Source organism: Desulfobulbus sp. (genome assembly GCF_031547805.1).
Classification (GTDB): Bacteria; Desulfobacterota; Desulfobulbia; order Desulfobulbales; family Desulfobulbaceae; genus Desulfobulbus.
Genome location: NZ_JAVBRQ010000017.1, coordinates 16749 through 39366, shown reverse-complemented (window position 1 = coordinate 39366; position 22618 = coordinate 16749). Strand labels below are relative to the sequence as shown.

The 22618-nt window shown below is 60.9% G+C and carries 19 protein-coding genes; 15 read left to right on the top strand and 4 right to left on the bottom strand.

The window, feature by feature from the left end:
- Positions 1 to 18: 18 nt before the first annotated feature.
- Entirely contained in the window at positions 19 to 3996 is a 3978-nt protein-coding gene (locus tag RMR13_RS06260) for a PAS domain-containing protein (RefSeq protein ID WP_310599780.1), read from the bottom strand.
- Positions 3997 to 5963: 1967 nt separating this feature from the next.
- On the opposite strand from RMR13_RS06260, the gene modA reads away from it, so the two are divergent.
- Genes modA through modC form a run of 3 tightly spaced genes read left to right on the top strand, consistent with a single transcriptional unit; the run spans position 5964 to position 8490 of the window.
- The gene (gene modA / locus RMR13_RS06255) at positions 5964 to 6725 is read left to right on the top strand and encodes a molybdate ABC transporter substrate-binding protein (RefSeq protein ID WP_310599779.1); all 762 of its coding nucleotides are present in this window, start codon (positions 5964 to 5966) and stop codon (positions 6723 to 6725) included.
- A 26-nt stretch (positions 6726 to 6751) separates the two neighbouring features.
- Complete coding sequence (modB, locus tag RMR13_RS06250) at positions 6752 to 7432, top strand: molybdate ABC transporter permease subunit (protein WP_310599778.1); 681 nt, start codon at positions 6752 to 6754, stop codon at positions 7430 to 7432.
- 2 nt (positions 7433 to 7434) lie between these two features.
- The gene (gene modC / locus RMR13_RS06245) at positions 7435 to 8490 is read left to right on the top strand and encodes a molybdenum ABC transporter ATP-binding protein (RefSeq protein ID WP_310599777.1); all 1056 of its coding nucleotides are present in this window, start codon (positions 7435 to 7437) and stop codon (positions 8488 to 8490) included.
- A 77-nt stretch (positions 8491 to 8567) separates the two neighbouring features.
- On the opposite strand, the gene RMR13_RS06240 is transcribed toward modC, so the two are convergent.
- The 3 genes from RMR13_RS06240 to RMR13_RS06230 form a co-directional block, all read right to left on the bottom strand.
- Positions 8568 to 9371: a C-GCAxxG-C-C family protein gene (locus tag RMR13_RS06240; RefSeq protein WP_310599776.1), complete on the bottom strand. Its 804-nt coding sequence runs from the start codon at positions 9369 to 9371 to the stop codon at positions 8568 to 8570.
- 28 nt (positions 9372 to 9399) lie between these two features.
- Positions 9400 to 9813: a cytochrome c3 family protein gene (locus RMR13_RS06235; protein WP_310599775.1), complete on the bottom strand. Its 414-nt coding sequence runs from the start codon at positions 9811 to 9813 to the stop codon at positions 9400 to 9402.
- A gap of 154 nt (positions 9814 to 9967) precedes the next feature.
- Entirely contained in the window at positions 9968 to 10390 is a 423-nt protein-coding gene (locus RMR13_RS06230; protein WP_310599774.1) for a LysR family transcriptional regulator, read from the bottom strand.
- Positions 10391 to 11257: 867 nt separating this feature from the next.
- Here RMR13_RS06230 and RMR13_RS06225 point away from each other — a divergent pair.
- The 12 genes from RMR13_RS06225 to RMR13_RS06170 are packed head-to-tail and all read left to right on the top strand — an operon-like array spanning position 11258 to position 22594.
- Positions 11258 to 13342, top strand: coding sequence for a molybdopterin-dependent oxidoreductase (locus RMR13_RS06225; protein ID WP_310599773.1), 2085 nt, complete (start codon positions 11258 to 11260; stop codon positions 13340 to 13342).
- Between the two features lie 16 nt (positions 13343 to 13358).
- The gene (locus tag RMR13_RS06220; RefSeq protein WP_310599772.1) at positions 13359 to 13865 is read left to right on the top strand and encodes a 4Fe-4S dicluster domain-containing protein; all 507 of its coding nucleotides are present in this window, start codon (positions 13359 to 13361) and stop codon (positions 13863 to 13865) included.
- A 13-nt stretch (positions 13866 to 13878) separates the two neighbouring features.
- Entirely contained in the window at positions 13879 to 14247 is a 369-nt protein-coding gene (locus RMR13_RS06215; RefSeq protein ID WP_310599771.1) for an NADH-quinone oxidoreductase subunit A, read from the top strand.
- A gap of 11 nt (positions 14248 to 14258) precedes the next feature.
- A complete protein-coding gene (locus tag RMR13_RS06210; RefSeq protein ID WP_309413171.1) occupies positions 14259 to 14756 on the top strand; it encodes an NADH-quinone oxidoreductase subunit B family protein in 498 nt (165 codons plus the stop codon).
- A complete protein-coding gene (locus tag RMR13_RS06205; RefSeq protein ID WP_310599770.1) occupies positions 14738 to 15322 on the top strand; it encodes an NADH-quinone oxidoreductase subunit C in 585 nt (194 codons plus the stop codon). Before RMR13_RS06210 ends, RMR13_RS06205 begins: the two co-directional genes overlap by 19 nt.
- Positions 15319 to 16545, top strand: coding sequence for an NADH-quinone oxidoreductase subunit D (locus tag RMR13_RS06200; protein WP_310599769.1), 1227 nt, complete (start codon positions 15319 to 15321; stop codon positions 16543 to 16545). Before RMR13_RS06205 ends, RMR13_RS06200 begins: the two co-directional genes overlap by 4 nt.
- A 39-nt stretch (positions 16546 to 16584) precedes the next feature.
- Entirely contained in the window at positions 16585 to 17553 is a 969-nt protein-coding gene (nuoH, locus tag RMR13_RS06195; RefSeq protein ID WP_310599768.1) for an NADH-quinone oxidoreductase subunit NuoH, read from the top strand.
- An 18-nt stretch (positions 17554 to 17571) separates the two neighbouring features.
- The gene (gene nuoI, locus RMR13_RS06190; protein ID WP_310599767.1) at positions 17572 to 18210 is read left to right on the top strand and encodes an NADH-quinone oxidoreductase subunit NuoI; all 639 of its coding nucleotides are present in this window, start codon (positions 17572 to 17574) and stop codon (positions 18208 to 18210) included.
- A gap of 9 nt (positions 18211 to 18219) precedes the next feature.
- A complete protein-coding gene (locus RMR13_RS06185; protein WP_310599766.1) occupies positions 18220 to 18825 on the top strand; it encodes an NADH-quinone oxidoreductase subunit J in 606 nt (201 codons plus the stop codon).
- On the top strand, positions 18822 to 19124 hold the full coding sequence (gene nuoK, locus RMR13_RS06180) for an NADH-quinone oxidoreductase subunit NuoK (RefSeq protein WP_310599765.1): 303 nt from the start codon (positions 18822 to 18824) through the stop codon (positions 19122 to 19124). The genes RMR13_RS06185 and nuoK overlap by 4 nt, the downstream gene beginning before the upstream one ends.
- A 4-nt stretch (positions 19125 to 19128) precedes the next feature.
- Positions 19129 to 21051, top strand: coding sequence for an NADH-quinone oxidoreductase subunit L (gene nuoL / locus RMR13_RS06175; protein WP_310599764.1), 1923 nt, complete (start codon positions 19129 to 19131; stop codon positions 21049 to 21051).
- Positions 21052 to 21076: 25 nt separating this feature from the next.
- Positions 21077 to 22594 carry an NADH-quinone oxidoreductase subunit M gene (locus RMR13_RS06170; RefSeq protein ID WP_310599763.1) on the top strand — a complete coding sequence of 506 codons (1518 nt, stop codon included), beginning with the start codon at positions 21077 to 21079 and terminating at the stop codon, positions 22592 to 22594.
- Positions 22595 to 22618: the final 24 nt, after the last annotated feature.

Sequence of the window (22618 nt, the reverse complement as noted above, 5' to 3'; positions counted from 1 at the left end):
CCGCCATGGGCAGCCGGTTCAGGTGCGGGGATCCCATTTTTTCAGGGCCGCATACAACTCATCCGCATGGATCGGTTTGGTGATGTGGTCGTTCATCTTGTTGGCCAGGCTGAGTTCGCGGTCGCCACTCATGGCGTGCGCGGTCATGGCCAGCACGGGCAGATCTTTATACCGCTCGTCGTTGCGGATTTCCCTGGTGGCGGTCAGGCCGTCCATATCCGGCATCTGGATATCCATGAGCACCAGGTCGAAGCTTGATTGCCGCAACTGTGCAAGCGCTTCCCGGCCGGTGCTGGCGACATCGACCACCACGCCCTTGGCCTGCAGCATCTCCACCGCAATCAGTTTGTTGAATTCGTTGTCTTCGGCCAGAAGAACGCGCAACCCTTGCAGAGAGCTGTAGGGATCGCTTTCCTGGCCGGGTGCTTGCCGTTCGAGCACGGCGGCCGCCTCTCCGCTGGGATAGAGGAGATCGACGATGGTCTTGTGCAAGCTCAGCACCGTGATCGGTTTGCGCAGAATGTCGGTTTGGCCGCCGTAGACCACATCTTTCAGAATATCGTCGCTGTGGGAGAACAGGGCATACAAGACGGCGGGCGCCGCCTGCCGATAGTGCGCTTCCAGGCGGGCGGCCGCCGATGGCGCGGCTTGCTCCATGTCCCGCCAGTCCATGATCACCAGTTGTACCTGCCGGGCGGCATCCGTAGCCAGATAGGCATCCAGCGCCTGCATGCCGAGCGCGGTGTCGATATGGACACACTGGAGCGCCCGGAGCTTGTCGCCGGTGGTGGCGAGCCAGTATTCGTTGTCGCCGCTCAACAGGACATGCAGCCGATCCAGCATCGCGAGCGGCAGGGCCGGCTCGTCCGTCGCGGGCAGACCGAATTCCACGGAAAAGTGGAAGGTGGTGCCGACATCCAGCTCGCTCTCGCACCAGATGGTCCCGTTCATCAGTTCGACCAGGCTTCTGCAAATGGCCAAGCCCAGGCCGGTGCCGCCGTATTTTCTGGTGGTTGAGGTGTCTGCCTGGGTAAAGGGGACAAAGAGCCGCGCCTTCTGCTGCGGGCTCATGCCGATGCCGGTATCGCGCACCGAGAAATTGAGCACCGCCTTGTCCGGCCCGCGTTTTTGTTCGTGCACGGTGAGGTACAGGGCTCCCTGATGGGTGAACTTGATGGCGTTGTTCATCAAGTTGAGCAGCACCTGCTTGAGGCGGAGCGGATCGCCGACCAGCGCCGGCGGAATGGTGTGCTCGATGTCCAGATAGATTTCCAGTTGCTTGTCAATGAGTTGTCCGCGCACGATATCCGCCACGTCGAACACGACGTTTTCCAGGGAGAAGGAGATTTTTTCCATCTCCAGCCTGCCGGCCTCGATCTTCGAAAAATCGAGGATGTCGTTGATGATGCGCAAGAGCAGGTTGGCCGACTGCTCGGTTTTGTTGAGATAGTCGCGCTGCTTGGCCGTCATTTCGGTTTGCAGCAGCAGGTAGGTCATGCCCAGGATGGCATTCATCGGGGTGCGGATTTCATGGCTCATGTTGGCCAGGAATTCGCTCTTGGCGCGGGCGCTTTCCTCGGCCAGGTCGCGGGCCTGCCTCAGCTCCTCCTCCGCCTTCCGCATTTCGGCCAGGGTGGCTTTCAACTCCCGCAGATCGCGGGTATAGCCCGCCACGATATAGCGGTCGCCATGCTTGACCCGGACCAAGGTGATTTCGGACGGCACCGGCTCGCCGTCGAGCTTCCGGTGCATCCATTCGAATCTCTGTACACCGGTGGCAAAGGCCTGGTTGATCTTTTCGACCGCCAGTTCGGCCGACAGACGGCCACCAGGCTGGTATTCCGGCGACAGTTCCATGAACCGTTCCAAATATTCCTGTTTGCCGCTCAACTCGAATAAACGCGCCGCCTCCAGGTTGCAGTCGATATTGTTGAGTTGATCGTCCCAGATATTGCAGCACAGCGGGGTGGCGTCGAGCATGATCTGGGTGCGCTCGTCCGCCTCGCGCATCGCGGCCAAGCTGGCTTTCAGCTCGCGTAGATCGCGGGTATAGCTGACCACGACGTACCGGTCGCCGTGCTTGACCCGAACCAGGATGACCTCGGAGGGGATCTGCTCGCCGTTGAGCTTCTGGTGCATCCATTCCAGCTTGCACAAGCCTGTCTCGAAGGCCTGCCTGGTGTTGGGAACGATGCGATCCGCCGACCGCTGCCCGTCGGGTTGGTATTCCGGCGACAGTTCGATGAAGCGGTCCAGGTATTCCTGCTTGCTGCCGAGATCAAACAGGCGCACCGCTTCCAGGTTGCAGTCGATGGGCTGGTATTGCTCGTCCCAGATCATGCAGCACAGGGGCGTGGCGTCCAGCATGAGCTGGGTGTGTTCGTTCGCCTCCTGCATCGCGGCGAAGGTGGCTTTCAGCTCCCGCAGATCGCGGGTATAGCCCGCCACGATATAGCGGTCGCCATGCTTGACCCGGACCAGGGTGATTTCGGCCGGAATCGGCTCGCCGTCGAGCTTATGGTGCATCCACTCGAATTTCTGCAAGCCGGTTTCAAAGGCCAGATTGATCTTTTCGACCGCCAGTTCGGCCGACAAACGGCCATTGGGCTGGTATTCGGGCGACAGCTCCATGAATCGTTGCAGGTATTCCTGTTTGCCGCTCAGGTCGAAGAGCCGCGCCGCCTCCAGGTTGCAATCGATATTGTTGTAATTTTCGTCCCAGAAATTGCAGCAGAGCGGAGTGGCGTCCAGCATGATCTGGGTGCGTTCGTTCGCCTCCTGCATCGCGGCCAGGGTTGCTTTCAATTCCCGCAGATCGCGGGTGTAGCCCGCCACGATATAGCGGTCGCCATGCTTGACCCGGACCAGGGTGATTTCGGCCGGCACCGGCTCGCCGTTGAGCTTTTGGTGCATCCAATCGTATTTCTGGAAACCGGTTTCAAAGGCCAGGCGGAGTTTTCCGGCCGCATATTCCGCCGACAGACGGCCATTGGGCTGATATTCCGGCGACAACTCCCAGAATCGTTCCAGGTATTCCTGTTTGCTGCTCAGGTCGAACAAGCGCGCCGCTTCGAGGTTGCAATCGATGTTGCCGAATTGATCGTCCCAAATGTTGCAGCACAACGGGGTGGCATCGAGCATGATCTGGGTGCGCTCGTCCGCTTCGCGCATCGCCGTCAAACTGGCCTTCAATTCCCGCAGGTCGCGGGTATAGCTGACCACGATGTATCGGCCGCCGTGCTTGATTCGCACCAAGATGACTTCAGCCGGAATCGGCTCGCCGTCCACTTTTCGATGCATCCATTCCAGCTTGATCGATCCTGTCTCGAAAGCCAGCTTGATATTTTCGATGCTGCGCTCTCTTGATCGTTGTCCATTAAGTTGATACTCAGGCGACAGTTCGGCGAACCGTTCCAGGTATTCCTGCTTGCTGTTGAGGCCGAATAGGCGGACCGCTTCCAGGTTGCAATCGATGGGGCGGCACTGCTCATCCCAGATCGTGCAGCAGAGCGGGGTGGCATCCAGCATGAGTTGGGTGCGTTCGTTCGCTTCCTGCATCGCGGCCAAACTGGCCTTCAGTTCCCGTAAATCGCGGATGTAGCTGACAACGATATGCTTATTTTCGTGTTTGATCCGTACCAGCGTGATCTCTGCCGGAATCGGCTCGCCATCGGACCTCTGGTGCACCCACTCGAATTTCTGGTAACCGGTTTCAAAAGCCAGCTTGATTCTCTTGAGGGCACTTTGTGAGGATAGCGATCCATCCGGTTGGTATTGTGGGGACAATTCCAGAAAGTGATCGAGATATTCCTGTTTACTGGCCAAGCCGAACAAACGCAGGGCCTCCAGGTTGCAATCGATGGTCTCGAGGTGTTCGTTCCAAAAACCGCAGACAAGCGGCGAGGCATCCAGCATGAGTCGAGCCCGTTCGCTGGATTCGAAGAGGTCATCCAGGGGACGTTCATCTTTCAGATGGACATTTTTTCCCTCTTGCATGGAACAAACCAGGCATTCTTCATGGATCTGGTCTGTTTTTTTCAAGACCCCCGAGATGTTGACCGTGCTCCATGTGCCTGTTGTTTTGTTCAGTACCCGATATGTGGCATGATACGATCCGAACGTGTTAACGGCATTTTCCAGTTCAAGGGCAACCCGCTGGGAATCGTCGGGATGGCACAGATCGTTAAGGTAGGAATTGAGCGAAATGCTGAATGATTTTTGCTCTACACCAAAGGTCGAATTGATGAATGTTTCGCCGTGTATGGATATCTTCCCTTTGTTTGGGTAAAATTTCCATATCGCCACTATGCCGGTATCGATAATTGTTTGCAAGTCGTCATTAATTGATGGATCAGGTTCCGAGCGATTCGGAAGAAACTTGAAGAGCTTATCCATTAATGAGCGCATGGTTCACCGAACATTCCAATAGTTCATTTGATGATTGATGACGAAAACAGCAAATGTCGCCGATTCCGCCCCGGAACCTTCTTTGCGACAATTGGGCGAACAACACAATGCTGGACAGACAAGGGCCGAAAAATTCCCCAAAGCATTTGCCCGGGACCTGGCCGGAGTTTGAGTGCGGCCCAGGCTCATTCCCGTATCCATGGCGTTCATGGGGAACAGCAATCCGCAATCAGTACCTGTCTTGTCGGCGGCGAGGCGATAAATCTTTTGCTGCTCTTTTGCAGGTCAACGCGGCAGAACCATCGCTTGCCCGGGCAATGAGCAGGGACCCTCGCTGGGATGAAGTGTGGTATCGCCCAGGTGGAAATTTGTGCAACGGCGCGCTGCTTTTTTATTCCGCCTTCATCGAATTCATTTACGGACAATACATACCATAGGTTCACCAAATTTAATCCCATTAATAGCGGCTATATTTGAAAATTTTCGTCTTGTGGCAATTGACGGACGTTCGTTCCGGTTCCAGTTCGAACACCGACTTAAGGCCGATAATTTCGTCTCATTCAAGGTGGGGAACGATGACACCGAAAAGATGCCGGCGACATTTGTTTGTATACGTAATTTAACTTATATTTAAAACGCGATTTGGCTCATCTGATCGGCAGGACCGGGGGGCGATTTTTACAATCTGATTGCCATCGAACATCAGCCAGGCTCGTTCGCCGGCAAGCGGCGGTGTTCTTTGCGCTCCGGGAGCCGGTTGATCAAACGGGACCTCTCACTGCGTTCGAAACGACAATGCGACCAAGCGTTGTTATCCTTGCCCCGAACTGCCTTTGTTGGTCGTTTCGACGAATGCAGCGAGAAGAAATCTCAAAAAGTTTGAGCAGAATACCGTCCAGGATGCAATCGGATGAATTTGAGTGATAATCAGTTGTTACAAGGTCGGCAAGGGGTTTAAGCCCGGTTCGTAACGCGTTGTTGCCTCGCTTGAACTTGCCAGCCTCGGCCTTTTGAGCAGCTGGGCTCGACACATGTGTCGTTCATGCGACAATTTCGAGGCGATATTGACAATTGTGTAGCCCCTGTCCGGTATAGGTAACTCCATCTTTGTTTCTTTCATCTTGTTAAATTTTCGACTTTTTTTACCGTGATTAGAGAAGGTCTGGGCTGCTTGCGGGAAAAGCATCCCTGGCACGATTGCTGCTTTACAAGTTGAAGGAAATAGCGTACTTCGTTATTTTGGTATTGATATAACGAACCAGGGATTCGTGCATCCAGCCAACAGTGCCTTGAGCTGCGGATTCCCTGTCCGTGCAAGATGCCTACAATTAGCCGAACCGGAAAGCCCCGGTGGTGCCGCCCCGCAGTCACCTAGATCCCGACTTCGAAGAGCTCCGGCGGTTTAAGCGGAAGGCATCGTCCGTGCATGTGGAGAGCGGCGGCGATCGAGTTCTCGGGTTTGCCGGTGGCCGTTGCCCGGTTGCGTCGTGCTCGAGGCCACGTTTTTTTATCCCACGTAACATCGGGATATCGTCCAACATTGACAGGAGAACACCATGAAATTCTTGCAGATCCTTACGCCTTTTTTTGCCTGCTGTCTGCTGCTGGCAACCGCCCCCTCGCACGCCGCCGAGACAATCAACATTTCGGTGCCGGCCAGCATGACCGACGTTGTCAAGGACCTGGCCGAGCGGTACAAGGTCACGGGCAAGGAGGTGGCCATCGTGCCCAATTTCGGTCCCTCCGGCACCTTGGCCAAGCAGATCGACGAGGGCGCGCCCGCCGATCTGTTCATCTCGGCCAACCAGAAATGGATGACCTATCTCCGCGACGCCAAGAAGATTGAGCCCAAAAGCGAGAAAATCCTGGCGATCAACACCCTGGTTTTTGTCGGCGCCAAGAACCCGGCGGTGACCAAGCTGGCGGATATCGCGGACCTCAAGCGGATCGCCATCGGCAGCCCCAAGAGCGTGCCTGCCGGTGAATACGCGGTGCAGGCCATGGAAAAGGCCGGTATCTACAAGCAGCTGGAACAAGGGCAAAAGTTGGTGATGGCCAAGGATGTGCGCCAGTCGCTCATCTATGCTGACCGGGGCGAGGCGGACGGGGCCTTTGTCTATAAAACCGATGCCCTGCTGGCCACCCAGGCAGTGATGCTGTTCGAGGTGCCGCAGGATTTGTACGACCGGGTGACCTACCCGATCGCCCTGACCGTGGACGGGGCCAAGCGGGCCGAGGCCAAGGCGTTTTACGATTTCCTCACCGGCCCGGAAGCGTTGCAGGTCTTCCTCAAATACGGTTTCAGCGCCCCGAAATAATCGGTGGCGTGCTGCCAGGCGACCCCATGATTTGGTTGCAACCCGCGGATCTCGACGCCATCCGGCTTTCCTTCAAGGTGGCCTGCGCGGCCACCTTGCTCGCCACCCCCCTGGGCATCGGGGTCGCCTATCTTCTGGTGCATACCCGCATTCCGGGCAAATCCCTGATCGAGGGCATGGTCAATCTGCCCCTGGTGCTGCCGCCGGTGGTCATCGGCTATCTGCTGCTGGTGCTGTTCGGCCGCCGCGGCTGGATCGGCGCCTGGCTTTCGCACTACGACATCCAGGTGATCTTCACCCTGACCGGGGCGATCATCGCCTCCGCCGTGGTCGGCTTTCCCCTGTTGGTCCGCTCGATCCGGCTGGGGATGGAATCGGTCGATCCGGCCTACCGTCGGGTGGCCCGCACCCTGGGCGCCAGCGGCTGGGACGCTTTTTTCACCGTCACCCTGCCGCTTTCCGGCAAGGCGGTCTTTGCCGGCATGACCCTGATGTTTGCCCGCAGCCTGGGTGAATTCGGCGCCACCATCATCCTGGCCGGCAATATTCCGGGCGTGACCCAGACCATTCCCCTGGCTATCTACGAATACACCAGCTCGCCCGGTGGCGACCGGATGGCGCTTTCGCTTTGCCTGGTGTCCATCGTCCTTTCCTTCATTGTCCTGTTGGCCAGCGGCGCGGCCGGCAAATCGCTGGACAGGAAATAGCCATGCGGCTGGTGGTCTCGGCGCACAAACAGCTCGGCCGGTTCCGCTTTCATGCCGATTGCGACCTGACCGGCCAGCGCGTCGGCCTGTTCGGGCCGTCGGGCAGCGGCAAGTCGACCCTGATGCACCTGATCGCCGGCCTGCTTAAGCCAGACCACGGCAGCATCCGCCTCGACGACACCGTGCTGTTCGACAGCCGGCTCGGCATCAACCTGCCGCCGGAACAGCGCCGGATCGGGGTGGTGTTCCAGCATGCCCATCTCTTTCCCCACCTGAGCGTGCGCCGCAACCTCCTTTACGGCTGGCGGCGCACTCCGGAGCCGCAGCGGCATATCGAACCGGAGGCGATTATCGAGGCGCTGCATCTGGCCCATCTGCTCGACCGGGGCGTGAACCTCCTCTCCGGCGGCGAACGCCAGCGGGTCGCCCTGGGCCGGACCGTGCTCACCTGTCCCCGCCTTATTCTCATGGACGAGCCGCTCACCGGTCTGGACGAGGAATTGAAATTCCAGATCATGCCCTACCTCAATTCCGTTTTCTCCAGGTTCGACATCCCCCTGTTGTTCATCAGCCATTCGCTGCTGGAAATGCGGCTGATGACCGAACAGGTCCTGGTGATGGAGCAGGGGGAAACCAAACATCAGACCAGCGCCGAGGAGTTGGCCCAGGCGGCCTGGGCCGCGCCCCGGCAAGGTTATGTCAACCTGCTCAAGCTCGGCCGGCCGGAACCGCTGGGCGATTTGTGGAGCTATCAGTGGGGAGAGGCGCGGTTGATCCTTACCGAGCACGCCGAACACCGGGAAAATGTCTTTGAGCTCGATGCCAGGGACATCCTGCTGTTCAAGCGCCATCCCGAGGCGACCAGCGCCCGCAATCTGCTGCCCTGCACGGTGCGCAAGCTGTTCACCGTGGGCAATCGGGTCCGGGTGGAGTTGCAGTGCGGCTCCCGGCAGCTGATCGTCCAGATCGTGCCCGAATCGATGCGGGAATTGGAGCTTGTGGAGGGCAGGGAAGTGGTGGCGGTGATCAAGGCCTCGTCCTTCCGCAGGCTGGTCTGACCGAACGGGCGCAGGGTGCCGGGGCGGTTGTCCGCCCCGGGCGAGGTGTTTTTTTTTCGAAGGCAGCCGGTGACCGGTCAGCCTTTTTTCGGGGCCGCGGGCACACCGTTGCCGTGGCATTCCATGCAGTTGGGCTGGGCGTTGATGCCGTGGGTGGAGACCGGCGTCCAGTCGCCTTCCTCCTCGTATTTCCCGTCCTTCCAGGCATTGAGCAGTTCGACCAGGTGATAGGCGACGCTCGCCGCCACCCGGGCGCACCGGTCCTTGCGTTCCGGGCTGCCCAGAGGTTTGTCGGCCACTGCCATCCATTTTCCGACCGAGACATGGCACAGGGGCGATTCGCTGATGGTCAGCGGAATATGGCCGGTGAACTTCGGCGCCTTCGGCTTGAACACCGGCATGGCCGATTCGCAATACCATTGCATGATGTCGGTGCCGATCAGGTGGCCGGCCTCGGCCCCGACGATCCGGGGACCGACGATCAGGTTGGCGACAATGTTGGCGCCGGCGTTCGAACCGCAGATCGTGCCCCAGCCGGCAATGCCGCCTTCGAGAAAGACAAAGGCGTCGATGGGAAAGGAGGTGTACGGTTCGCCAATCTTTTCTCGCAGCTGGGTAAACACGCTGCTGATGACCGCGCAGCCGCAGAACACCCGATACCACTCCTGGTAGGCGAGTTCGGCGGTGGCGGCCGGATCGAGTTTTTCGTACGGCCAGGGCCATTTTTCCGTGGTGCCGCCCGCGGCCCGGGCCGATTGCAGCCAACCGCTCAACGGCACCAGGGCGGCGGCGGTGGCGGCGGTTCCGGCACCAAGCAGCCATTGTCTGCGGGAGAGTCCCGTGGGGATTGCCTCGGTTGCGGCCAGTTTTTCGTCTTTCATCTGTTTTCCTCGTGGCGGATGCTCCGCCTCATTTCTTGTTGTGGCACACTCCGCACTTGGCGAGTTCCTTGTCTTGCCGCAGGTGGCATTCCATGCACAAGGTATGGCCCGCCCGCTTGAGGGTGGCGACCTGTTCCGGCATGCCGGCCTTGCTGTTGTGGCAGGCTTCGCACGGTTCGATCTTTTGGCCGGGCACATACGCGCTTTTCTTTTTGTCCGGCCCCTTGCCGTGATGGCAACCGTCGCAGTCGAGCCATTGATGAAGCCGGTGCGGCAGGTAGGCCGGCTTGGCCACCTTTTCCGTATCGATGGCGGATTTGATCACCACCTGTTCCGGTCCCTTGCCGCCGCTGTCCTCCTTGCCTGCATCGGCCAACGCCGGATGGGCGCCGCAGGCGGCGCACAGGATGGCTGCCGCGGCAAAATAAGCGGGAAAACGCATGATTATTCTCCTGGTTGAAGAAAGATCGGTCCGTGCCTTCGCTGCGGGCCGGTCGACAAAATTTTATGCGTTATATTTTATGAAATATAATGATGTCAACGAAAAAATCGGCAAGTGCGGACCACCGTTTGCGGAAAAAGCAGGGGAGGGGAGATTAGAGGCGCTCGGTTTCTATCCAGCCCTGAAAGCGTTCGACCAACTGGAAGAATTCCCGGATGGCCTGCTTGCCGGCATCGGTCAGCCAGGCGCCGCCGCCGCGCCGGCCACCGGCCTGTTTTTCGACCAGTGGCTGGGGGGACAGCATGTTCATGTCCTCGACCAGGTGCCAGGCATGGCTGAAGCTCATCTGCATGGACTTGGCGGCCGCGGAGACCGAACCGTACTCGCCGATGCGCTCCAGCAGGACAACGCGGCCCCAGGAAAGGTAGGTCCGGCCTTCGTTCTCGATCCAGAGGCGACCCTTGATCTGGAGTCCCCGGTGGAGTTGCCCCGATGCCAGGGCGTTGCTTTCATTTTGTTTTTTGACCTTGGGCATGTTGTCCTCGCGGGTGGCCATTGCCGATGCCGACGGCGGCATTGGGGCAGGTTCTTTTCGTATCCCGCTAGGAATACTGAAATTTCGCTGGGGGAGCAATCACTATGTCGCGCCACCGGCGCCAGCGCGTGTTGTTCGCTTACGTCGGCCATGCCGGCGCGCATTGAAGCCTGGAGCCGCCAGGAGGCAATGGGCCTTGACCGACCGCATCCCTTAAGCGATCGGGGCCACCCGATCCGATTTTCCGGGATCTCCGTCAACATGGCCCGTGGCCGGGAGAAAAACCGGTTCCTCCACCCCGTCAGTTCCCTGGCATGACGCCCCTCTGTTTTTGGGATCTTGGCTGTCCTGCCAATTCTGCGTAATAAATTGATTTAATTGATAAACATAACTGTACGGCTGCCTGGAATGGCTCCTTGCTCCATTTCAATGACAACACCGCCCTCCAGAGGTATCATGCAGTGCTTTTTCCTTGATGAAGCAAGGGAGGGAGGCGATGCGTGGCCGGCAGGCGGGGGCAGAGAACCGACCGCTCTGCCGGATTGAGCGAGCGGCAGGGATAAGCAGAATTGCTATCATTAAAATTTATTTTTTGCTGTGGTAAAATAGATTTCCATTTTAATTTTGAATTTTGTAGATATAACAGTCACTTTTAAATTATTTTTAGTTTGGCGGAATTTATTGTTCAATTATTTTGATAAACGGGGCCGAGTGGCTCCAGCCGGGCCAGAACCAGGACACTCGCAAGCGGCCCGAAAGATTCTCCTGCACAACAGGAGGGACGGAGCGGCGGGATCGTGGCCGGACCTGCGGATCGATATCAAGGGAATTCTATCAATCGAATTGACATAAAGAAGAGCTGCCGCCAGCCCGTTCCAGGGTTGGCAAGGCGGTTCGGGGAGCTTGACGATGACAGAGACGAAATACAGTATTTGCGGGATGTGCGCGGTCCGCTGTCCGGTGAGCGTGCAGGTACAAGACGGCCGGCCCGTGTGGATCGAGGGGAACACCCATGACGGCGGCATGGGCAGGAGCCTGTGCGCCAAGGGCGGTGCGGCCTTTGCCCAGCGCGAGGACCGGCAGCGGCCGGCGGCGCCTTTGCTGCGCCGGGGCCAGCGCGGGGCAGGGGAGTGGCGGGAGGTCTCCTGGGACGAGGCCTTCGACTATATCGTCAGCCGGCTGCAGCCCATCATCGCCGAACACGGCGGCCGGTCGATTGTGCTGTCCGACCGGGGCGGCCCCTTTGCCGACCTGCGCCAAGCCTTTCTCAAGTCCCTGGGATCGCCCAACTACATCAATCACGATTGCACCTGCGGCCGCAACGTCCATCATGCCTCCAAGTCGGTGTACGGCATGGGCCGCAAGGATTTTGCCTACGACTACGAAAACTCCCGCCACATCGTCCTGTTCGGCCGCAATATCACCGAATCGCTGAAGGTCAAGGAAGTGAAGAGCTTCCTCAAAGGCATCAAGAACGGCGCCCGCGTCACCTATATCGACCCGCGCGCCTCGGTGACCGCCGGCAAGGCCAGCCGCTACTGGCAGGTCAGGCCCGGCACCGATTACGCCCTGCTGCTGGGAATCGCGCACTGCATCGTGGGTAACGGCTACTACGACCGCGAATTCGTGGCCCGCTATGTCAACGGCCTGGCCGAATTCAAGAACTTCCTCGCCCCCTACACCCCGGAATGGGCGGCCGGGGAGTGCGGCATCGCGGCTGCGGAAATCGAGGCCTTTTGCCGCGAGCTGAACGAGGATCGGCCCAAGGTGATCATCCACCCCGGCTGGATGCTGTCCCGCTACCGCGATTCCTTCTACGCCTCGCGGATGATCCACATCCTCAACGCGCTGTTGGGCAGCATCGAGCAGCCCGGCGGCCTTTTCTACCCCAAAGGCCCCAAGGATGCAGGCAAATCCGGCCTCAGGAGCCTGGCTTCGCTGGTGCCGGCGGTGAACGAAGAGCGGGCCGACGGCTGCGGCTCACGCTACCCGCAGTGGGACAAGGGCGCGGGCATGCTCCAGACCGCCCTGGAGGCCATCGACACCGGCCTGCCCTATCCGGTCAAGGCCTACTTCGTCCACCGGCACAACCCCTTCATCGCCATGCCCGACACCAGGGAGCAACGGCGGATCCTCGACCGGCTCGACCTGATCGTGGCCGTGGACGTCAACTTCAGCGAAACCGCCTGGTTCGCGGACGTGATTCTGCCGGAAAGCACCTTTCTCGAACGCGATTCCATCCTGCGCACCGAAAAGGGGCTCAAGCCCGGTTTCGGCCGGCGGCAGCAATGCGCGAAGCCCCTGAACAACACCAAGGCCGGCTGGGAGATCTATCTTGAACTGGCCAAACGGCTGGGCAAGGGCGAATATTTTCCCTTCAAGTCCATTGAGGACATCTGGCTCTACCAGTTGCAGGACACCGGCCTGACCAACGCCGATTTCGACGCCAAGGGTTTTGTCAAATTGAGCGACAAGGCCATCTGGTACGACCGCGATCAACTCAAGTTTGGCACCGAGTCGGGCAAGATCGAGCTGGTCAACCCCAAGTGGGAAGCCATGGGTGTGCCGTCGCTGCCGCCCTATGCCGCGCCCGCCGCGCCGCCGCCGGGCTCCTTCCGCCTGCTGTTCGGCCGCACCGGCTACCAGGCCCACGGCCAGCATCAGAACAATCCCATCCTCTGCGACCTGCTCGACGTCAACCGGCTGTGGATCCATCCCGTTGCCGCCAATCGGCTGGGCATCAAGGACGGCGACTTGGTCATTGTGGCCAACGGCGACCAGCAGGGCAAGATCGCCGCCTACGTCACCGACCGCATCCATCCGGAGGCGGTGTTCATGCTGCACGGCTTCGGCACCGATGTACCGGTCAAGAAGCGGTCGTTCGGCAAGGGCCTGGCCGACCAGGTCTTCATGCAGGGCAAGCTGAAGGAATGGGACCAGGCCGGCGGCGGCCTCAATCTGGCGGAAAGTTTTGTCACCGTGACCCGGGCCTGAACACAGGAGCATCATCATGAGCAAATATATCGTCACCCAGAATGTGGCCGACTGTATCGGCTGCCGGGCCTGCGAGGTCCATTGCAAGGACAAGAACGATTCCGGCCCCGGCGCCTTCTACTGCCGGATGATCGAGGTCGTCCAGACCGAGGTCTCGCCGCCCCGGATCGATTTTGTGTATTTATCCTGCTTCCACTGCGAAAAACCCTGGTGCGTCGATGCCTGTCCCACGGGAGCCATGCGGCGGCGCGACCAGGACGGCATCGTTTTTGTCGAGGAGAGCGCCTGCGTCGGCTGCAAGGCCTGCATCACCGCCTGTCCCTGGACCGTGCCCCAGTGGAACCCCGATACCGGCAAGGTGGGCAAATGCGATCTGTGCAAGGATCGGATCGATGCCGGGTTGGAGCCGGCCTGCGTCACCAAGTGCACCACCGGCTGCCTGAGCTTCACCACGCCTTCGGCCGCCTCCCAGGCGGCGCGGCAGGCCTTTGCCGAGCAAATGCTTAAGAACCTGCGGCGTTGAGCGGAGCGCGGCCATGGATACGCTGCCCAGGGAATATCTCGGCATTCTGCTGCTGCTGGTCTTCGGGGTGCTGTTCGGGGTGCTCACCCTTTTTCTGGGGCGGTTTTTCCGCCTCAGCAGGCCCTATCGGGAGAAACTGATCGCTTACGAGTCGGGCAACGAGCCCACCGAGGCGCCCCGGATGCGGTTTTCGGTGAAATTCTACCTGATTGCCATCCTGTTCGTGGTGTTCGACGTCGAGGCCATCTACCTGTACCCCTGGGCGGTGAGCTACGACCGGCTGGGCTTGTTCGCCCTGGTGGAGATGCTCTTGTTCATCGGTCTGCTGTTGGTCGGCTATGTCTACGCCTGGAAAAAGGAGGTGCTGCAATGGGAGAAATAGCCGATCCGGCCATGGTCCGGCTGGAGGAGGGCGTCCGGCTCATTCCCGGCGCCAACGCCATTCTCGGCCCGTTGAACAAACTGGTCAATTGGGGTCGGGCCGGTTCGATCTGGCCGGTGACCTTCGGCCTGGCCTGCTGCGCCATCGAGATGATGGATGCCGGCGCCGCAACCAACGATCTCGACCGCTTCGGCGTCCTCTTCCGCGCCAGCCCCCGCCAGGCCGACTGCATGGTGGTGGCCGGCACCCTGAGCAAGAAGATGGCGCCGGTGCTGCGGCGGGTCTACGACCAGATGCCCGAGCCCCGCTATGTCCTGGCCATGGGCAGTTGCGCCTGCAGCGGCGGGGTGTTCGACACCTACGCGGTCACCCAGGGCGTCGACCAGATCATCCCGGTGGACGTGTATGTGCCCGGCTGTCCGCCGCGCCCCGAGGCGTTGCTCGAAGGCTTTCTGCAACTTCAGGAAAAGATTCGCAAGGAACAATACCGATGGAGTCAATGGCGATAGCCGACCGGCTGCGGGCAGAATTTCCTGACGAAATTCTGCATAGCTACCTCAATCAGGGCCAGGCGGCGGTGGTTGTCCGGCCGGGGCGGATCGTCGATATCCTCCGCTGGCTGCGGACCGCCGAGACCATCCGCATGGACCATCTTCGCGCCCTGTGCGGGGTGGACAACGCCCGCCGCCGGGAGCCGGGGCTGTCGCGGTTCGAGGTGGTCTACAACCTCTACTCCATCCCGCTGCGCCACGAAATCCGGGTGCGGGCCGAGGTGGGGGACAAGGACCCGGCCATCGATTCGGTGGTCGAACTCTGGCCCGGCGCCAACTGGCTGGAACGGGAGACGTTCGATCTGTTCGGCATCCGTTTCAACAACCATCCCGATTTGCGGCGGGTGCTCCTGCCGGACGACTGGGTCGGCCATCCCCTGCGCAAGGAGTATCCGCTCAAGGGCAAGGAGGAGTGGGCCGGCATGACCGAATTGCAAGCCAAGGTGCGGGAACTCGACCGGTTCGGCTTTGATCCGGACGGCCATGCCCACGGACAGGCGGCACCCGAGGAGGACGAGCCATGACCCGACCGATCGCCAAAAACATGGAAATCCCGGTGGCCGACGGCGAGGGCGAGCGCTACTCCCTGCGCATGGGGCCGCAGCATCCGGCCACCCACGGCGTGCTGCGGGTCGATCTCGAACTGGACGGCGAAACCATCGTCGCCTGCACCCCCCAGGTGGGCTATCTCCATCGGGGCTTTGAGAAACTGGCGGAAAACAAGACCTATGCCCAGACCCTGATCCTCACCGACCGGCTCGACTACATCGCCGCCATGGCCAACAACGTCGGCTACTGCGTGGCGGTGGAGCGGCTGCTCGGCATCTCGGTGCCCCTGCGCGCCCAGTATATCCGCACCATGGTGGCCGAGATGTCGCGGATCTGCTCGCATCTGCTCTGGCTGGCCACCCATGCCCTGGACATCGGCGCCATGACGGTCTTCCTCTACTGTTTCCGCGAACGCGAGATCCTGCTGGATCTGTTCGAGGAGCTGTGCGGGGCCCGGCTGACCTTTTCCTATCCCCGGATCGGCGGGGTCCGCCAGGATGTGACCGTCCGCTTCATCGACGAGTTGCAACGCTTCCTCGACATCTTTCCCTCCCGGATCGAAGAATACGAAACCCTGATCGACACCAACCGCATCTGGCTCAAGCGCACGGTGGGCATCGGCAAGGTCACGGGCGAGGAGGCCCTGGCACTGGGCCTGACCGGCGCCTGCCTGCGCGGCTCGGGCGTGGATTACGACCTGCGCAAGCACCAGCCCTACGATGCCTACGGCCTGGTCGACTTCGAGGTGCCCCTGGGCAGCGACGGCGACATCTACGCCCGCTACCGCTGCCGCATGGAAGAGCTGCACCAGTCGGAGCGGATCATCCAGCAGTGCATCGACCAACTGCCGCCCGGCCCGATCGTCGGCCCGGACGCCCCGGACCTGGTCATGCCCAACAAGGCGCCGGCCCGCATCGAAGCCGGGACCAACGCCTACGGCACCGGGCTGATCAAGCTCATCCGCGACCGCAATCTCTATCTCTCCGGCGACGTCTACGTGGCCACCGAGGTGCCCAAGGGCGAACTGGGCTTCTATTTTATCTCCGACGGCAACAACCGGCCCTACCGGATGCACATCCGCTCGCCCTCGTTCATTCATATCGGGGCCCTGGCCGCGATTGCCAAGGGCGAGCTGATCGCCGACCTGATCGCCAACATCGGCAGCCTGGACGTGGTCTTGGGCGAGTCCGACCGGTGATCGCACTGTCAACCGAATGTCGAATTTTCGGGAGCTTGTATGGATATCCTGCTGATGCTGCTGTGGATCGTGATCCTCTTTGCGGTGGTCATGCTCCATGTGGCCTACGCCACCTATTTCGAGCGCAAGATCATCGGCCACATGCAGGTGCGGCTGGGACCGATGCGGGTCGGCTGGCACGGCCTGCTTCAGCCCATTGCCGACGGCATCAAGAGTTTTTTCAAGGAAGACATCATCCCCGACAACGCCGACCGGCCGACCTTCCTGGCCGCGCCGATCATCTGCCTGGTGGCGATGCTGACCTCGCTGGCGGTGCTGCCCTTTGCCAAAGGCTGGGTGCTGGCCGACATCGACATCGGCCTGCTGTTCGTCTTCGCCATGAGCTCGCTGGCCAGCTACGGCGTGGTCCTGGCCGGCTGGTCGTCGAACTCCAAATACAGCTTTCTGGGCGGCATGCGCTCCATGGCCCAGGTCATCAGCTACGAGATCAGCATGGGCTTAAGCCTGGTCGGGGTGATGCTGCTGGCCGGCTCGCTCAACTTGAGCGAGATCGTCGAGGCCCAGGGCGACCGGTTTTTGGGCATGTACCTGATGCCGCAGTGCATCGGTTTTTTCGTTTTCTTCATCAGCATGCTGGCCGAGACCAACCGGGTGCCCTTTGACCTGCCCGAGGCGGAAACCGAACTGGTTTCCGGCTACAGCACCGAATACAGCGGCATGCGGTACGCCATTTTCTTCATGGCCGAGTACATCGGCATGATGGTCATGGCCTCCATCGCCACCATCTGCTTTCTCGGCGGCTGGAACGGGCCTTTCCCGGTTCCCTTTTTCCCGCCGCTGTGGTTCGTGCTCAAGGTCTATCTGTTCATGTTCGTGTTCATCTGGATCAGGGCCACCCTGCCGCGCTACCGCTACGACCAGCTGATGGGGCTGGGCTGGAAGGTGCTGATCCCGATGGCGCTGGCCAACATCGTTCTCACCGCCTGCTTGAAGGCGATCCTCGACTAGGAGGAAAAGACACGCATTATGCAGATTCGGTACAAACCCCGGCGCGGCCTTCTGGGCACCATTTTCCAGATCGAAATCCTCCAGGGCATGGGCTTGACCTTAAAGCGCCTTTTTTCCAGGCCGATCACCCGCCAGTACCCGGACGAGAAGCCCCGGATCCGCCCCGGCTTCCGCGGCCAGCACGCCCTGGTGCGCGATCCCGCCACCGGCGACTGCAAGTGCGTCGGCTGCATGCGCTGCGCCATGGTCTGCCCGTCGCGCTGCATCCGCATCCGGTCGCACAAGGACAAGGAGCCGGGCAGCCGCCGGATGATCGACTGCTACCGGATCGAGGCCCTGCGCTGCGTCTACTGCGGCTTTTGCGAGGAGGTCTGCCCGGTGAACGCCATCGTGCTCACCGAGGTCTTCGAGTACAGCAGCTACGACCGGCCCTCGCTGTATTTCACCAAGGAACAGCTGTTGGCCAACTGGGATCGGTTCGCGGCCCAGCTGGACATGCCGGTCGATGTCTATGTCAACCCGTTCTGGCGGCCGCGTGGGCTTGCCGAACGCGACCTGCCCGCGCCGAAACGGCTGCCGGTGCCGCCCGAATGGAGCGGCGAGCAGCAAGTGGTGGGGCGGCAATGGCAACGGCATCTTCCCCCGGAACACGCATAAGGAGGCTTGATGTTTCCCCAGTTCTTTTTCGGCTACTGCGCCCTGATGATCGTGGCCAGCGGCCTGTTGGCCATCAGTCTGCGCAACCCGGTCCACTGCGTGCTCATGGTCCTGGTGCTGTTTTTCCACATGGCCGGGCTGTACCTGACCTTGAACGCCGAGTTCCTGGCCGCGGTGCAGATCATCGTCTACGCCGGCGCCATTCTGGTGCTCTATTTGTTCGTGCTTTTCCTGGTCAGCCTGCGCGAGGAACTCCACTTGACCGCCTTTGTGCCCAATGCCTGGCTCGGACGGATCATCGCCACCGGCCTGGCCGTGGGCCTGATCGCCACCATCCCCGCCTTCACCCTGGGCGAGAAGGGGGTGTGGACCGTCGACGCCATCCGCCAGGCCACCCATACCAAGGCCATGGGCCAGGAATTGTTTACCACCTATCTGCTGCCCTTTGAGATCGCGGGCCTGATTTTGCTGGTGGCCCTGATCGGCGGCTTGGTGCTGGCGCGCCGGGATCAAGCCGCCGACGAAAGCGATGGAGCAGGCGACGGGGCAGGCGACGGAGCAGGCGAGGGTGCCGGGCCGGAGCCCGCCACCGAATGCCGGGAGGTGGGCCGATGATCCCCCTGTCCTGGTACATGGCCCTGGCCATCGTCCTGTTTTGCATCGGGGTGTGCGGCTTCCTCACCCGGCGCAACGTGATCGTCATGTTTTTGTCGATCGAGCTGATGCTCAACGGCGTCAACCTCAACCTGGTGGCGCTCAGCCATTTCCTCGACAGCGTCCGCGGCCAGGCCTTCACCTTCTTCATCATCACCGTGGCCGCGGCCGAGGCCGCCATCGGCTTGGGCATCGCCATCGCCCTCTATCGGAGCCGGCGCAGCGTGCACGTCGATACCATCAACCACCTCAAGGGATAAGAACATGCCGGCCTCCCTGCTCGCCATTCCGTTGTTGCCGCTGGCCTCCTTTGTCATCACCCTGCTTGCGGGCAGACGCTGGGGGACGCGGGCCCACTGGCTGCCGATCGTCGCGGTGCTGCTTTCCTTCTGCTGCGCCCTGGCCGCCTTTTGCCGAGTCCGGTCGGGCGTGATCGTCAACCAGGATATCTACACCTGGATCCATTCCGGCAATCTGGTGGTCTCGGTCGGCTTTCTGGTCGATCAACTGACCGCGGTGATGCTGATCGTGGTCACCAGCGTCAGCTCCCTGGTGCACATCTATTCGGTGGGCTACATGAAGGGCGAGGAGGGGTATTATCGATTTTTCGCCTATTTGAGTCTCTTTACCTTCTCGATGCTGATGCTGGTGCTGGCCAACAACTTCCTCCAGCTCTTTTTCGGCTGGGAGGCGGTGGGGCTGTCTTCCTATTTGCTGATCGGGTTTTATTTCAACAAGCGGTCGGCCGCCGATGCGGGCAAGAAGGCCTTCATCGTCAACCGGTTCGGCGATTTCGGCTTTCTGCTCGGGCTGCTCGTGGTGTTCACCCTGTTCGGCAGCCTCCATTACCAGGAGGTGTTCAGCCGGGTCGGCGAGCTGGAGGGACAGACCATCAACTTGTTCGGCAACCCGATCGACGCCGCCACCCTGATCGCGCTCTTGCTCTTTTGCGGCGCGATCGGCAAGTCGGCCCAGATGCCGCTCCATGTCTGGCTGCCCGATGCCATGGAAGGGCCGACCCCGGTCAGCGCCCTGATCCATGCCGCCACCATGGTCACGGCCGGCGTCTTTCTGGTCGCCCGTTGCAGCCCGATTTTCTCCCTGGTGCCCGCGATCCTCAACCTGATCACCGTGCTCGCCGCCGTCACCGCCCTGTTCGCCGCCACCATCGCCCTGGTCCAGACCGACATCAAGCGGGTGGTGGCCTATTCCACGGTCAGCCAGCTGGCCTACATGTTCATCGGCTGCGGGGTGGGTGCCTATTCGGCGGGTATCTTCCACCTGTTCACCCACGCCTTTTTCAAGGCCTTGCTCTTTCTCGGCTGCGGCTCGGTGATCCTGGGCATGCATCACGAGCAGGACCTGCGGGCCATGGGCGGCCTGAAGCGAAAAATGCCCGTTACCTATTGGACCTTTCTCCTGGCCTCGCTGTCCATAGCCGGCGTGCCCGGCCTGGCCGGTTTCTTCAGCAAGGACGAGATATTGTTGATGGCCTTCAACACCGACCTGGCCGCCGGCAAGTTCGCCTGGGGGGTCGGCACCCTGGTGGCCTTCATGACCGCCTTCTACTCCTTCCGCCTCCTGTTCCTCGTTTTTCACGGCGAATTCCGGGGCAGCGAGGAGCAGCGGCATCACCTCTGCGAATCGCCGGCCGTGGTCACCTGGCCGCTGATGCTGCTGGCGGTCGGGGCGGTGGCCGCAGGCTGGTTCGGCGTGCCGTCCCTGCTGGGCGGCGACAACCACTGGGCCCATTTCCTCGCGCCGGTGCTCGGCCATCCCCATGTCCAGGTCGGCGCCACCACCGAGGCCCTGCTGATGGGCGGCTCGATCCTGGCCGGGGCGTGCGGCATCGGCCTGGCCTACTATCTCTACCGCATGCGGCCGCACCTGCCAGGTTTGCTGGCTGAACGGCTGGCCCCGATCCACCGGCTGCTGCTCAACAAATACTATGTCGACGAGCTGTACGACCTGCTCCTGGTCCGGCCAACCTTGGCATTCGGCCGCAAGGTGGTGCTGGGCATCGTCGACCTGGCCTGCATCGAGGGCGCGGTCAACGGGCTGCCCCGGCTTATCGCCCTGGCGGCCGAGCGGTTGCGGCGCCTTCAGGACGGACAGGTTTCGCATTACCTGGCCTGGATGGGCGGCGGCGCCCTGGCCCTGGTGGCCATGCTGCTGATCGGCCTCTAACCCGAACTTTTACGGAAACCTCGCGATGTCCATGCCCTTGCTCAGCATCCTGATCTTCTTTCCCATCCTCGGCGGCTTGTCGCTGTTGTGCGTGCCTCGCCAGCAGGTCGCCACCATCCGGACCCTGGCGCTCTTGGTCAGCCTGATCGAGCTGTGCCTGACCCTGCCGCTGGTTCTGCTGTTCGACAAGTCGACCCACGTGATGCAGTTCGTCGAGCAGCATGCCTGGATTCCGGCCCTGCGGATCAACTACAGCCTCGGCATCGACGGCATCAGCATCCTGTTTTTGCTGCTCACCGCCCTGGTCATCGTGGTGTCGGTGCTGGTGTCCTGGGAGGCGATCACCAACAAGGTGCAGGAATTCTTCGTGGCCGTGCTGCTGCTGGAAGGCGCCATGATGGGTGTGTTCTGCGCCACCGATTTCATTTTGTTCTATGTGTTCTGGGAGGCGATGCTCATTCCGATGTTCCTGATCATCGGCATCTGGGGCGGCCCCAACCGGATCTACGCCACCGTCAAGTTCTTCCTCTACACCCTGGTGGGCAGCCTGCTGATGCTGGTCGGAATCATCCTTTTGTACCAGCACGGCGGCCGCACCTTCGATATCCTCAAGCTGGCCGGGCAGGCCTATCCGCTCAAGCTGCAGCTCATCCTCTTCTGGGCCTTTTTCGCCGCCTTTGCGGTCAAGGTGCCAATGTGGCCGGTGCACACCTGGCTGCCCGACGCCCATACCGAGGCCCCGGCCGCCGGTTCGGTGATCCTGGCCGGGGTGCTGATCAAGATGGGCGCCTACGGTTTTCTGCGCTTCTCCCTGCCCATCCTGCCGGACGCCACCCAGCTGATGATGCAGCCCATGCTGGTGCTGTCGGTGATCGCCATTGTCTACGGCGCGATCATCTGCCTGGCCCAGACCGATCTCAAACGCTTGATCGCCTACAGCTCGGTCAGCCATATGGGCTTCGTCACCCTGGGCCTGTTCGCCTTGAACCAGCAGGGGCTGGAGGGCTCCATCCTGCAGATGATCAATCACGGTCTGGTTACCGGCGCCCTGTTTCTGGCGGTGGGCATGATCTACGAACGCACCCATACCCGTGAAATCGCGGCCTACGGCGGCCTGGCCTCGACCATGCCGGTCTTTGCCGGCTTCTTTTTGCTCTTTACCCTGGCGGCGGTGGGCCTGCCCGGCACCAACGGCTTTGTCGGCGAATTCCTGATCCTGCTGGGCGGATTCGAGAGCCGGCCCTGGTCCGCGGTGATCGCCGCATCCGGCCTGATTCTCGGAGCCTGGTACATGCTCTGGCTCTACCAGCGCGTTTTTTTCAACGAGGTCAAGGAGGGCATGCGGGGCCTGCCGCGACTCGATTTGCGGGAAATCGCCACCCTGGCGCCCATGGCGTTCCTGATTCTGTGGATCGGGCTCTATCCCAATGCCTTGCTCGGTTTTCTCCATGTCTCGGTGGGGCACCTGCTCGACCAGGTCCATGGCGTGGGTCTGGCGGGAACGGAAACGGCGCTGCCGTCCGCCCTGGCGCGGCTTCCCTGAACAAGGATGATTGCAAGCGAATTT

What these genes read in the sequence shown, in the direction of transcription:
- RMR13_RS06240 (WP_310599776.1), bottom strand. Translation starts at nt 9,371, where the DNA reads ATGAAAGACGAAAAACTGGCCGCAACCGAGGCAATCCCCACGGGACTC.
- modA (WP_310599779.1), top strand. Translation starts at nt 5,964, where the DNA reads ATGAAATTCTTGCAGATCCTTACGCCTTTTTTTGCCTGCTGTCTGCTG.
- RMR13_RS06200 (WP_310599769.1), top strand. Translation starts at nt 15,319, where the DNA reads ATGACCCGACCGATCGCCAAAAACATGGAAATCCCGGTGGCCGACGGC.
- nuoK (WP_310599765.1), top strand. Translation starts at nt 18,822, where the DNA reads ATGATCCCCCTGTCCTGGTACATGGCCCTGGCCATCGTCCTGTTTTGC.
- RMR13_RS06215 (WP_310599771.1), top strand. Translation starts at nt 13,879, where the DNA reads ATGGATACGCTGCCCAGGGAATATCTCGGCATTCTGCTGCTGCTGGTC.
- RMR13_RS06185 (WP_310599766.1), top strand. Translation starts at nt 18,220, where the DNA reads ATGTTTCCCCAGTTCTTTTTCGGCTACTGCGCCCTGATGATCGTGGCC.
- RMR13_RS06260 (WP_310599780.1), bottom strand. Translation starts at nt 3,996, where the DNA reads ATGCAAGAGGGAAAAAATGTCCATCTGAAAGATGAACGTCCCCTGGAT.
- RMR13_RS06220 (WP_310599772.1), top strand. Translation starts at nt 13,359, where the DNA reads ATGAGCAAATATATCGTCACCCAGAATGTGGCCGACTGTATCGGCTGC.
- nuoH (WP_310599768.1), top strand. Translation starts at nt 16,585, where the DNA reads ATGGATATCCTGCTGATGCTGCTGTGGATCGTGATCCTCTTTGCGGTG.
- modC (WP_310599777.1), top strand. Translation starts at nt 7,435, where the DNA reads ATGCGGCTGGTGGTCTCGGCGCACAAACAGCTCGGCCGGTTCCGCTTT.
- nuoL (WP_310599764.1), top strand. Translation starts at nt 19,129, where the DNA reads ATGCCGGCCTCCCTGCTCGCCATTCCGTTGTTGCCGCTGGCCTCCTTT.
- RMR13_RS06225 (WP_310599773.1), top strand. Translation starts at nt 11,258, where the DNA reads ATGACAGAGACGAAATACAGTATTTGCGGGATGTGCGCGGTCCGCTGT.
- RMR13_RS06205 (WP_310599770.1), top strand. Translation starts at nt 14,738, where the DNA reads ATGGAGTCAATGGCGATAGCCGACCGGCTGCGGGCAGAATTTCCTGAC.
- RMR13_RS06235 (WP_310599775.1), bottom strand. Translation starts at nt 9,813, where the DNA reads ATGCGTTTTCCCGCTTATTTTGCCGCGGCAGCCATCCTGTGCGCCGCC.
- RMR13_RS06230 (WP_310599774.1), bottom strand. Translation starts at nt 10,390, where the DNA reads ATGCCGCCGTCGGCATCGGCAATGGCCACCCGCGAGGACAACATGCCC.
- RMR13_RS06210 (WP_309413171.1), top strand. Translation starts at nt 14,259, where the DNA reads ATGGTCCGGCTGGAGGAGGGCGTCCGGCTCATTCCCGGCGCCAACGCC.
- RMR13_RS06170 (WP_310599763.1), top strand. Translation starts at nt 21,077, where the DNA reads ATGTCCATGCCCTTGCTCAGCATCCTGATCTTCTTTCCCATCCTCGGC.
- nuoI (WP_310599767.1), top strand. Translation starts at nt 17,572, where the DNA reads ATGCAGATTCGGTACAAACCCCGGCGCGGCCTTCTGGGCACCATTTTC.
- modB (WP_310599778.1), top strand. Translation starts at nt 6,752, where the DNA reads ATGATTTGGTTGCAACCCGCGGATCTCGACGCCATCCGGCTTTCCTTC.